Annotated in this window: 6 protein-coding genes; all 6 read left to right on the top strand. The window is 45.8% G+C overall.

Annotated elements, in window-relative coordinates; genetic code table 11:
• Window positions 1-300 precede the first annotated feature (300 nt).
• The 6 genes from AC58QT_RS30555 to AC58QT_RS30530 all read left to right on the top strand — a co-directional run bounded on the left by AC58QT_RS30555 (window position 301) and on the right by AC58QT_RS30530 (window position 13,331).
• Window positions 301-1,965, top strand: a complete 1,665-nt coding sequence (locus AC58QT_RS30555) for a type 2 periplasmic-binding domain-containing protein (protein ID WP_497412290.1) — start codon at window positions 301-303, stop codon at window positions 1,963-1,965.
• Between the two features lie 74 nt (window positions 1,966-2,039).
• Window positions 2,040-2,969 (top strand): ABC transporter permease, encoded by a 930-nt coding sequence (locus AC58QT_RS30550; protein ID WP_497412289.1) that lies wholly within the window; start codon window positions 2,040-2,042, stop codon window positions 2,967-2,969.
• A 15-nt stretch (window positions 2,970-2,984) separates the two neighbouring features.
• Window positions 2,985-3,860 (top strand): carbohydrate ABC transporter permease, encoded by an 876-nt coding sequence (locus AC58QT_RS30545; protein WP_497412288.1) that lies wholly within the window; start codon window positions 2,985-2,987, stop codon window positions 3,858-3,860.
• Between the two features lie 167 nt (window positions 3,861-4,027).
• On the top strand, window positions 4,028-4,801 hold the full coding sequence (locus AC58QT_RS30540) for a class I SAM-dependent methyltransferase (RefSeq protein WP_497412287.1): 774 nt from the start codon (window positions 4,028-4,030) through the stop codon (window positions 4,799-4,801).
• Between the two features lie 137 nt (window positions 4,802-4,938).
• Window positions 4,939-11,649: a DUF7507 domain-containing protein gene (locus tag AC58QT_RS30535; RefSeq protein WP_497412301.1), complete on the top strand. Its 6,711-nt coding sequence runs from the start codon at window positions 4,939-4,941 to the stop codon at window positions 11,647-11,649.
• Window positions 11,646-13,331, top strand: a complete 1,686-nt coding sequence (locus tag AC58QT_RS30530; RefSeq protein ID WP_497412286.1) for a hypothetical protein — start codon at window positions 11,646-11,648, stop codon at window positions 13,329-13,331. The genes AC58QT_RS30535 and AC58QT_RS30530 overlap by 4 nt, the downstream gene beginning before the upstream one ends.
• The last annotated feature ends 45 nt before the right edge of the window (window positions 13,332-13,376 follow it).

Below are 13,376 nucleotides of genomic sequence, written 5' to 3'. Positions count from 1 at the left end.
GGTGGCGAATAGCTGCCCTTTTTGCTTCTTCTAGGGTATCTCCACCTAATAACAAGGAGAAAATCAATAAAATTGGCTATTTTGCTGAAGGAATTGGACATTTTGTAGAGTCTATCATGAATTATCAAGATGCAATTGGAGATATTCAAGATACCCAGATTGTAAGCGCTAACATATAATTCAATTAGGGCACAGACAACTTCACACCAAACACTTCGAAGCCTGTTTCACTGGTCCATTTCTCATTACACCGCTCTCTTGCCAGTTTCACATGGCGCAAAACTTTGAGGAGGTCAACACATGAAAAGAAACAGTAAAAAAATGTTCACCATGTTGGTTACCACATCTTTAATGGGAACTTTAGTTGTTGCCTGTTCATCCAACTCTTCTACGACAAGCTCACCTAGTCCAGCCGCTTCAGCAGACGCGACCAAGGCATCCACCGCACCAGCCGCTGGCGCAGCGGTTACTTATCCGCTCAAAAATGATAAAACCCTAACATATTGGGGAGAACTTGCTGGTAACTTAACAGGGGTAAAAGCTACACACGCTGATACGCCATTCTTTCAGAATTGGCAAAAAGTGACTGGCGTTCCTTTGAAATTCACTGCACCACCGACTAACCAAGGGATACAAACACTTAACGTATTGTTGGCTACGGGCGATCTGCCAGACATGATCGAATTTAACTGGGCAGATTCATTCCCAGGCGGTCCTGAAAAAGCGATCAAAGACGGATATGTCCTCAAGCTGAATGATACCATTGATAAATTTGCCCCAAATTTGAAGAAATACTTGAAAGAACATCCAGATATCGACAAACAAGTTAAAACGGATAACGGCAGCTACTACGTCTTCCCATTCATTCGCGGCGATGATTACTTACGTGTCTACCAAGGTCCAATGGTTAGAAAGGATTGGTTAGATGAACTTAAACTTCCGATCCCAGAGACTATCGACGATTGGTACACAACACTTAAAGCCTTCAAAGAGAAAAAAGGCGCAACATCTCCTTTCGCGGTTGTAAGTGTTCCTAGACCTTTCAACGAATCTTACAATGGTGCTTTCCTCAGTGCTTTCGGCGTAACACGTGATTTCTTTATTGATGATAGTGGGGCCATTAAATTTGGACCTGCAGAGAAAGGCTTCAAAGAGTATCTGAGTACGTTCCGTAAATGGTACGCGGAAGGATTAATTGATAAAAACTTTGCAACCGCAGACAGCAAAGCCATGGATGCCAATATGGCATCTGGAGCTACTGGAGCTACTGTTAATAATGCTGGTGGCGGAATTGGTAAATTCCAACCGCTTATTACAGCCAAAGACCCTAAAGGTGTTCTCGTTGCCGCTCCATATCCAGTGCTTAAGAAAGGCGACATCGCCATGTTTGGTCAAAAAGACCCTTCTTATTCATCTGGTGGATCTGTCGCGATTACCGCTACTTCCAAAAACATCGAAACAGCTGCTAAAATGCTTGACTATGGTTACACCCAAGCAGGAGGCTTGTTCTTCAACTTCGGAACTGAAGGCACATCCTATAAAATGGAAAATAACTATCCGAAATACACGGATACCGTTATGAACAATCCAGATAAACTGGCACCTGCACAAGCATTGTCCCTGTACGTCCGCGGTAACTACAATGGACCATTCGTTCAAGATAAACGCTATATCGAGCAATACTTAGCTCTGCAAACGCAACGTGATGCTGTAACCACATGGTCAAAAACCACCGTAGACAAACACAAAATTCCGCCAGTTACAGCAACGCCTGAAGAAAGCACAGAGCTTGCGAAAATCATGACAGATCTGAACACGCTTGTTGACGAAATGACGCTCAAAATTATTTTGGGCACAGAGCCTCTTGATAGCTTCGAGAAATACCAAGAGAAGTTCAACTCCGTTAAATTAAGCCGTGCGATTGAAATCAAAAAGGCTTCCTTAGATCGTTTCAACAAAAGATAATCAGTACCATGGGGGGCGGGGAGCACTAGCCCCTCCCCCATGCTATTCATTTCTGCGGCGAAAGGAGAGATATTATGCGTAAACCAGCGGAGGCTAGTTTTCCCATTCGTTTTAAACGCGATTTTCTATTAAATAAATATTTGTATCTTATGATGGTTCCCGTGCTGGCTTACTACTTTATTTTCCATTATGCGCCCATGTACGGTGCCTTAATTGCATTTAAAGAGTACACACCAATTAAAGGGATACTCGGATCCCCCTGGATTGGATTTCAAAACTTCCAGGATTTTTTCACCAGCTATTACTTCTGGCGAATTCTCAAAAATACCGTTATCATCTCACTTTACTCGATCTGTTTTGAATTCCCTGCCCCCATTATTTTGGCTATCTTGATTAACGAGTTGACCAATAAGAGGTTTCAACGATTTGTGCAAACGATTACTTATATGCCGTACTTTATCTCACTTATCGTCATTGCCGGGATGATTAAAGACTTCACCAACAATGGCGGCTTAATCAATACGTTACTGACGTATTTTGGCGCGAATGATACAGCCATGCTGCAGAAGCCAGAGCTGTTTCGAACCATATATATCTTATCGGAAATTTGGCAAAAAATTGGTTGGGAATCGATTATTTATCTAGCTGCATTAATGAGTATCGATCAAGAGCAATACGAAGCAGCCAAAATGGATGGTGCTACCCGGGTGAGGCAGATATGGCATATCACCTTGCCAGGCATTCTACCAACCATTTCGATTATGCTCATTCTTCGGATGGGGAATTTATTGAACGTCGGCTTTGAGAAAATCATCCTGCTCTATAATCCTAGTACCTATGAAACAGCCGATGTAATCTCATCCTTCGTTTATCGAAAAGGTTTGCTCGAATTTGGTTGGAGCTTTTCTGCTTCCGTTGGTCTTTTCAATTCCTTCATTAATTTGGCACTACTGATTGCAGCCAACAAAATAAGTAAACGAATTAGTCAAAACAGCTTATGGTAGTAAGGAGGAACTCCGATGAAAGTCAGTTTTAGTGACAGAGCATTCGTCAGCATTAACCATATCTTATTGCTTGTATTAGTCATTGTAACGTTATATCCACTCATCTATGTTACCTTCGCTTCCATCAGTGACGGCGCACAACTCATTACGCATAAAGGCTTCTTATATCGACCGCTAGGGTTCAGCTTGGAAGCCTATAATAGTGTATTTAAAAATCCAGCTATTCTAAAAGGCTACCGCAATACCTTATTTATCCTTGTGTTTGGTGTCGCCACCAACTTGATTGTCACCGCTTTAGGGGCTTATGTACTCTCTCGAAAAAATGTCATGTGGAACAATGTCTTTATGTTCATTGTTGTTCTGACTATGTTTTTTAGCGGCGGACTTATCCCCATGTATCTGGTTGTGAAAGGTGTTGGCCTAATAGACTCCTTATGGGCTACGATTTTACCTTTCGCTGTAAATACCTTCAACTTGATTATTATGCGCACAGCCTTTATGGCGGTTCCCGAGAGCCTTGAAGAGTCTGCCAAGATGGATGGGGCCAACCATTTCGTTATTTTATTCCGCGTCATCATCCCGCTTTCCATGCCTGTTATCGCGGTTATGATTTTGTACTATGCGGTAGAAAAATGGAACGGCTGGTTCTATGCCTCCATTTTCATCAAGGATCGAGATCTGTACCCGCTCCAACTCACCCTTCGGGAAATCTTAATCGCGAATAACACCGACTCGATGAGCACAGGCGCCAACGCCGCCGATCAACACCAGATCGGGGAATCGATCAAGTATGCCACGATTATGGTTGCCTCTGTACCGATTCTGATCCTCTATCCGTTCGTTCAAAAGTATTTCGTGAAAGGCGTCATGATTGGCGCTGTTAAAGGGTAATCACGAACGATAATTATGAAACGTCGTCTTCTCCGAACTGGGGAGGCGACGTTTTTTATGTTGGACAAGACGAATATTTCGCACCAGTAGGCACAAGCAGAGACTGCCAAGTGCGATGGACATACATTATAGGACAGTTCATTTATACAGAGTAAGGAGGAACTTCCATGCATATCGATCTTGGCTGCGGTCACCACAAGCACTCGAATTTCTTTGGCATCGATCGCGTGGCGTTACCCGGTGTTGATTTAGTATGTGATATCAACGCAGGAATTCCTTTGCCTGACAACGCGGTGGAATTTGTCATGGCTAGTCGAAGCCTTCCCTTTGTAGCTGATTTATTCACAGTCATGTCTGAGCTCTATCGGATCTGCAGCCACAAAGCCATAGTGTGTATTCTTGCACCTTATGCGCATCATTTTCGCCATACGTCGAATCCATATTTGAAACAAAAATTTGATGAATATACTCCTCGTTATTTGACGAATTCCTTCCTTCAACCTGCAGGCAGCCCTATTTGTCCACCTGTACCCGAGTACCTTGAACACCATTCTCCTTTCGATTTCCGGCTTATTCGGATGGAGCTATTCTATGAACCGCCGTACTCGACAACGTTGTATGAGCAGGATGAATTAGACATGCTACAATACGTACAACCCAACCTAATAAGCGAAATCATGTATCATTTCGTAGTCGTCAAACAGGAATTACGTACCGATGATTGGCACCGAATTTGCAATCAAAAGTATGCTGAACCCATCTGGACTCCCTCACTTCGCCGCCAACGCGCACCAGAAATCGAGGAAAGCTTCGAAAATTTGGATGCCATCCCCCAATTCAAGAAAGCATCGCCCGTCAATCCAACTTCTAACAATGAGTCGATTAAATCCGCAAAAAAACCAACTCCGCCAGCTAAAAAGAAAACAGGCACACACAAGTAAGATTTTTCATGTGCTGTTAATCATTTTTTCGTTTTCGGCTCATATCTTAAAACCATCGGCCTATTTTACTTTCCATCACCACACCGTTTTCTCGATTCTGAGGACTGAACGGTACTAATACTAGGGGGGTGACGATCATAGCTCTCGTCGTCAGGGCCACACTCAACGCAACTGGCGCGATTACGTTCACCGGAAATACACTTGGCCTAAGCCGCTCAAATACAGAAGGTGTACCGGGAACCCAAGACAGTATTGGTGCTTTTACCACGACTAATACAGCGCTCAAATACGGAACTTATCCTAACGGAACCACTAGTCTCTATACCCTTAACAACTCATCAGCCATCTTAAACCTTCCTGCTGGAAGCACCGTATTGTACGCTGAATTAATCTGGGGTGGTTCTTATGTGAATGGCACTGTTAACTTAACAGCTTTTATTAACAATGCCGTCACCTTTACCACTCCTGCAGGGACCAGCAGCATTACGCCAGACAACGCAACCAAAAATGAATTCGATTTAGGTGGCGGAGCACTGGGATATGTCAGATCCGCTAACGTCACAACGCTCATTCAACAAGGAATGGCAGGAACGTATACAACTGGAAATGTGGTTGGCACCATCGTTATTCCTGGTGATTCCACCGCCAACCATGCTGGCTGGACGCTCGCTGTCATTTACCAGAACACCAGTTTGCCTTTCCGGAATATGTCACTGCGGGTTGGCGCTGTCCTTGTCCAATCGACATCTCCGCCCGTCAACACGACGATCACCGGATTTGCTACACCAGTAACGGGTGCTCTAGGCGGTAGAGCATTATTTAGCGCCCAGGAAGGAGATGCCAACCGAACAGGGGATCAAGCGTTATTCGGTCCTACAACCGGTTCATTAGTTGCATTATCTGGACCCAACAACTTTGCGAATAACTTCTTCGCTTCTCAGATCAATAATGACGCCGGGAACCTGAACACCACAGGAACCTTTGGCTCATCCAATCAGATCAATGGAGCGCCAGGGACGAATATTAGCGCCGGACGACAAGGTTGGGATATCACCAACATTGATGTATCTGCACGCCTTATTAACAATCAATCTTCAGCTGTACTGCAATTAACAACATCAGGCGATGCCTATGTCGTAAATGCCAATGGGATTCAGGTTGATATCAATGCTCCCAAAATTAATGTCACCAAAAGCGCCAATGTCGCTGGCACTGTGGTAGGGGATACGATTACCTACACAGTCACTACCAGCAATACGGGAACAGCCAGCGCTGCCAGCATCGTGTTATCTGACGCGCTCCCAACTGGCTCAACATTTGTTCCTGGTAGTGTCACGGTAGCTGGTGTTGCTAGACCCACCTATGATATTACTTCCGGTGCACCGCTTGGCTCACTTGCTTTCGGTTCCTCCATCATCGTTACGTACAAAGCGACGATCACAAGTATCCCAACTCCGTCCCAAATTGGGAATATGGCGAATGCTGCTTTTACGTTCCAGAGTGTCGCTGGAGGTAACGTCATTACGGGTGTAATTCCTTCGAACACGGTGACAACGCCCATTTACGCGCCGAAGATTGGCATCGTAAAGTCGGCCAACACAGCCAATGGTTCGGTGGGAAGTACAGTCACGTATACGCTGCAAGTCGCCAATACCGGGAATATCGGGGCAAATGTTACCATCACCGATAACATTCCTCAAGGTACTTCCTATGTGCCGAATAGCTTTAAAGTCAATGGTGTCACTGTCCCTGGTGCGAATCCCGTGGCAGGTGTCAACATCGGGACTGTCGCCGCTGGCGGCACATCAACCGTTACCTTCGACATTCTGATTCTCGTACTGCCTTCGCCATCGCAAATTATTAATAAAGCAAATAGTACATATACCTTTCAACCACCAGATGGCCGAACCATTTCAGGTGCGGCAGAATCCAACACGCTCACGATTCCTGTTCGATTACCGAGCGTGGGAGCTGTCAAAAGCACACCCGTTATCGACGCTGTCGTTGGAGACACCTTTACATACAACACCGTCATTACAAATTCAGGTGTAGAGAGCGTTACAAATGTTGTTCTAACCGATACGATACCCGCTGGCACTGTATTCGTACCAGGAAGTGTACTTGTTGGCGGAGTTTCGAAACCAAGCGCCGTTCCTGACGGAGGTATTGGTGTTGGCTCCATTGCCGCAGGCAGTTCTGTCACCGTTAGCTTTCAGGTCAATGTCGTCTCCTTACCGGCTTCAGGACAATTAGCGAATCAGGCTGGCGTCTCGTATTCATCTGGTACCTTTAATGGGACATCGTTAAGCAATACCATTACAACACCAGTATTTCAACCCATCGTTTCGATTGCCAAAAGTGTCAACAGCACGAACGCCACTGTTGGCGATACCCTGACCTATACACTTATCGTTAGCAATCAAGGTAATATCGCTGTTCAACCAACGATCGTAGATGCGATATCCCCATCCTCTTCGTTTGTGGCAGGCAGTGTTACGATAAATGGCGTTTCCAGCCCTGGTTCCAATCCTGCTACTGGCATTGCTGCAGGTTCTCTTGCACCAGGGGGGACGACGACGATTACCTTCCAAGTTATTTTGCAAAGCTTACCATCACCACCACGACTGACGAACTTCGGCACCGTCAATTACACGTATCAACCGCCTGATGGGCGTGTATTGTCAGGAAGTGCAACGTCCAACACGACTGACATCCCAGCCTCGGCACCGAATGTGTTAGTGACGAAATCCGTCAACCTGACCTATGCTGCCTTCGGTGATGTTCTTATCTACTCACTCGATATTCTTAACAATAGTGTTGTTCAGGTTACGAATGTGGTTATTAATGATGCACTTGCCAGCGGGGTTACCTTCCTGCCAGGTAGTGTAATCGTCGATGGCGTTCCGAAGCCTACCGCCAATCCTACAACGGGATACACACTAGGTTCTATAAATCCAGGCGTCACCACTCACGTAGAATTTCGGGCAACCGTAACCTCACTGCCTAATCCGCCACAAGTCCCAAATAACGCAAGTATCAGCTTTACATCTGGTGCTTTTTCTGGGTCTACCTTTTCGAACAGCGTCATGACCTTCATCGAACAGCCGATTATTTCCCTTACCAAAAGCGCTAGTCAATCCTTAGCGGTTATTGGTGACATCGTTGCGTACACGATTGAAGTGCGTAACACGGGAAGTGTAGCGGCCGCTGCGACGCTTTTTGATAATATTCCTGCAGGCAGTTCGTTTCTTGTAAACAGCGTTATCGTCGATAATGCACCATTACCTGGCGTTGATCCCGTAAACGGCATCCCCATTGGAACCATTCCTGTGGGTGGAGTTAAGTCTGTCGTATTTTCAGTGGCAGTAGAATCGCTGCCGAACCCGCAGCAATTAGTCGACCAAGGTACAACTAGCTACACATTTACACTCACTGATGGCCGTTCACTCTCCGGCTCTGGCAGTTCGAATACGGTAACGATTCCCGTATCTGCCCCTAATGTCGTGGTGACGGAAACAGTCAATGTAAGCTCAGCCGTTCAAGGTGACACAGTTACTTACACAGTAGTCGTCACCAACCAAGGTGTTGCGAACGTCAACAATGTTATTTTGACCAGCATTGCCGATGTCAGCACTTCATTCATTCCCGGAAGCGTCCTCGTCAATGGCGTACCATCGCCTAACACGAATCCGTCCACCGGTATCCCAATCGGAACACTGGCTCCCAATACGCCGGTAACCGTGACATTTGAGGTGAAAATCACAATGCCAACGCCACAAATCATTAACCAATCTAATGTCAGCTTTACATCTGGTACATTCTCTGGCTCTTCCTCTTCCAATGATGTTGTCACACCTGTCACGCAAGCGAATCTGACGTTGCTGAAAACGGCCAATACATCGAATGCCACTGTTGGTGATACCGTACTCTATAGTATTCTCGTGACAAATACAGGCAATCTAGAAGCAACTGTGATCGTGACCGATACCATTCCAGCTGGAACTTCTTTCGTTCTAAATAGTGCTATCGTGGATGGTACGCCTCAGCCAGGAGCTGATCCGATCACTGGTATTAACGCCGGCATAATTGCAGCAGGCAGCTCCAAGACGGTATCCTTCTCGGTACTCATTAACACCTTGCCTAGCCCACAAGTCATCAGCAATACTGGTACGGCTACATATACGTTCTTCCCGCCAGATGGGCGTACCATAACGCGAACAGCGACATCCAATACGGTATCGTTCCCTGTTTCTTCGCCTAATGTAGCTGTATCCAAAAGCACGCTATCTACAGCTCTCACTGTCGGAGATACCATCGTCTATAGTACTAACATCACGAATAACGGGATTTCCCCTATTACGAATGTCTCTTTCTCAGATCAAATTCCAGCAGGAGGAACCTTCGTTCCCGGAAGTGTTGTCATCGTCGGAGCTCCGACACCTGTTGTTCCACCAAATCCAGCGACTGGTGTCAGCCTTGGCACAATTGCAGTTGGAGCCACTGTTACTGTATCCTTCTCGGTACTTGTCACTTCAGTGCCTAGCCCCGCGGAATTTCATAATTTTGCATCTGTCACCTTCACTTCTGGCGCACTATCCAGCACAACGAATTCCAACACGGTTATTACACCTATCTATCAACCTGTCATTAATGTGCTCAAAAGCGCGAACAGCACGAATGCCACTGTTGGCGATACGATTGTCTATACGCTAAACGTCTCCAACACAGGGAATTATCCCACTGCCGTTAACATTTCGGACACCATTCCATCCAACACGTCGTTCCTGCCAAACAGCGTCTTTGTAAACAACGTACCTTGGCCAGGGGCCGATCCGGCAACAGGCTTTTCCATTGGCACACTTGATCCCAATACGACGGTGCCAGTTACCTTTTCCATCATTATCGATTCGTTGCCTAACCCGCAGATCTTAACCAACACAGCTACAGCTGACTATTCCTATACACTTCCTGATGGTCGACCATTCAATCGCAGCGTGAATTCCAACACGGTGACCATCTCGGTATCATCACCTGACGTTAGCATTGTCAAAAGTACAACTGCTACTGACGCTGTTGTGAACGATATTATTCCTTATAAATTCGTCATTATGAACAATGGTATTGCGCCTATTAATAATGTCGTATTCTCTGATCCGCTGCCTACTGGAGAAGCATTCGTCCCTGGCAGTGTCGTCATTATTGGCGCTCCAACGCCTCCTGTACCGCCGAATCCAGTGTCAGGTATTGCACTTGGTACCATTGCCGTTGGTGCGACGGTTACGATTACGTTCGATGTCAGAGTCACGTCCTTGCCAGACCCAGCCCAATTAAATAACTATGGCTCAGTTAGTTTTACTTCCGGTGCTTTCTCAGCGGTTACTTTCTCCAACACCATTACCACACCGGTCTATCAACCAATCCTCACCGCAGTCAAAAGCTCAAATTCAACCAACGCTACGATTGGCGATTTGATTATTTACACGATTAACGTCAAGAACTCAGGGAATTACCCTGCTTCCGTATCGCTCGTTGACACCATTCCAAGCGGTACGACGTTCCAACAGAACAGCGTTGTCCTGAACGGAGTTACACAACCTGGAGCTGACCCAGCTGTTGGCATTCCATTCACTTCGCAGCCTGGCGCTACAGATGTGATTACCTTTGGGGTTGTGATCGTATCCTTACCAACTCCGCAAACGTTAGTTAATACAGCAACAGCTAACTTTACATTTAGTCCGCCTGACGGGCGTATTATCACTGGCTCCATCAATTCTAATACAGTGACTATCCCTGTCTCGGCACCTAATGTGCAGTTATCTAAATCATCTACAGCAACGGATGCCGTAGTTGGCGATATTGTTCCTTATGAAGTTATTATCATGAATAGTGGTATCACTACCGTTAATAACGTTCAATTCTTTGATCCGCTTCCAGCTTCCACGAGCTTCGTAACGGGCAGTGTCAAAATTAATGGAGTAACAGCACCGAATGCGAATCCAACAAATGGTATTTCACTCGGTTCAATTCTCGCAGGAAGCCAGGTTACCGTCGCTTTTAATGTCACGGTTACGGCACTGCCTACATCCCAGCAGCTTACCAATCAATCGTCTGTCACCTTTACAACGGGTGCTTTCTCAGCTTCCGCCTTCTCCAACACGGTCAATATCCCTGTATATCAGCCGATACTTTCTGTGCTCAAAGGTGCGAATACAACGAATGCAACAGTTGGGGATACGATTATTTACTCCTTAACACTGACGAATTCCGGAAATCTATCTGCAGATGCAACGGTCTTTGATTCCATCCCAGCAGGTACAGCTTTTGTTCCGAACAGCGTCATTATCGATGGCGTTTCTCAACCAGGCGTGAATCCATCAACGGGTATTAATGCTGGAGCGATTGCTCCGGGTGATTCTGTCGATGTCTTAATCACACTAGAAGTAACCGTAGACGCACTACCATCTCCACAATTACTTTCCAACCAAGCTACGGCGAACTATACGTTCTCACCGCCAGATGGCCGTCTATTAAACGGATCTGTTCAATCCAATATTCTGGTCATCCCAGTTTCAGCGCCTAACGTTAAGGTTGTAAAAAGTACGGATGCGATTGATGCGATTGTTGGCGATACCATTCTATACACCATCGTGGTCACAAACAATGGTATTGAAACCGTCAATAACGTCGTGCTGACCGATCCAATCCCAACTGGAACCAGCTTTATCGTAGGAAGTGTCACCGTAAATGGTGTTTCCAAACCTGCGCTGAATCCGAGCACAGGTGTACCAATCGGTGCTATTCCTGCCGGTGGTTCTGTTACGGTTACATTTGAGGTGACGGTCGTATGACGGCCGACTCCCACTCCACCAATCACCTAATAAATCAATCTGTCGTCAGATTTAGTTCAGGCACCTCCACCAGCCATTCTTTCTCGAATATCGTAGATACGCCTGTAGTAGGTCCAATCATAACTGTGCTCAAAAAGGCAAACACCCCTCTGGCCGTTATCGGCCAGATCATCACTTATACGTTAACGATCGCCAATAAGGGTAACTTGGATGCACAAGTTACCCTTTTTGACAACATGCCTGAAGGCACTTCATTTATTCCGAATAGCGTAATTGTAGATAATATTCCGTTACCCATGGCTAGACCAGATGAAGGTATCCCCCTAGGTGTTATACAGGTGTGCCAAACCATTGAAGTCACTTTTCAAGTCATCGTCCTAGAGATACCTGCTAGCCGACAACTTCGCAATCAGGCTAGCACCGTCTATTACTTCCATACTCCTGGCGGTAGAGATGTTTCGGGCAGTTCTAAGTCCAACACGATTATCATTCCGTTTAAAGAAACGAAACTAACATTCACCAAACAAGCAAGTACAACATCTACGTATGTTGGGGACACGGTCACCTTTTACTTTACGATCAAGAATGAAGAAGACTGTCCGATCCATCACCCCTTATTCAAGGATGAATTGCCTGCAGGTGTTGCCTTTGTACCAGGAAGTGTTAAGATCGATGGGGTTAGCTACCCTGCCGCTAATCCTAATGCGGGTATCAAGCTTGGAGATATCCCTGCGCATTCTGAAGTTTGTCTTCAGTTCCAAGTCACCATTGTGCATTTGCCCACATCGTATTGCATCGTAAACTCTGCCGTTCTAACGTATACCTTCGAGGATTGCAAAGGAAAAATCGTTTCGAATTCGATATCGATCCACGTTTATGATCCTGCTCTAACCGTGGTTGAATCTGTGCTTGAACCTAAAGCTACCCTCGGTGATACCTTGACTTATTCTATTACAATTGCCAATCGCGGCAATATTACCACCGAGGTCCGACTTTCCGATTTTATTCCCGAAGGCAGCTTCTATGTCGTAGGAAGTTTAACCGTAGATGGCGTTCCCTATAGTCAGACTGTTCTCCCTAGCATCATACCGCTTGGTACGTTACAGCCGAATGCGTCATTTCTTGTGAAATTCCAAGTCACGGTCAACTCGTTCGCCATTTCCTTGGATCAGAAGTTACTTACTAGCCAAGCTCATGTTTTATATACTTATCAACTGCCAGACGGTCGCATCGTCTCGAATATGATGTTATCCAATCTCGTTACCGTTGAACTCTTACTGCCTATCATGGATATTCTTCTGTCAGCTAATCCACGCCAGGCAGAGCCTGGTACAACGATCCATTACCATATGCTTGTTGCCAACACTGGAAATTTAGCCGCGAATCAAGTGAGTCTGATCGACTGGATTTCTCCGTTAAATACATTTATTCCGGGATCTCTAAGGATCGATGGTGTTGTCATCCAAGACGTTAATGTCAAACAGCCACTGGTACTTGGCAATTTACAGCCGCGTTCGAGCATTGAAATCACCTATGATGCTTCTATCGTCCACCATACCAATGTGAGACGTCTCACGCTTCAAGTCCCTGCAACATTCGAATACCAAGTGAATGTACCCATTCATAAAGGAACCGTGCTTTCCAATGTTATCGTCATTCGTATTGATCATGCGGAGGAGTAGCACATGCACAACAAAGCCGAGGCTGCGATAGCCTCGGCTTTGTTG

Source organism: Paenibacillus sp. J31R109 (assembly GCF_059692055.1).
The sequence above is the reverse complement of the archived record's forward strand: the minus strand, read 5'-3'. Positions and strand labels throughout refer to the sequence as shown.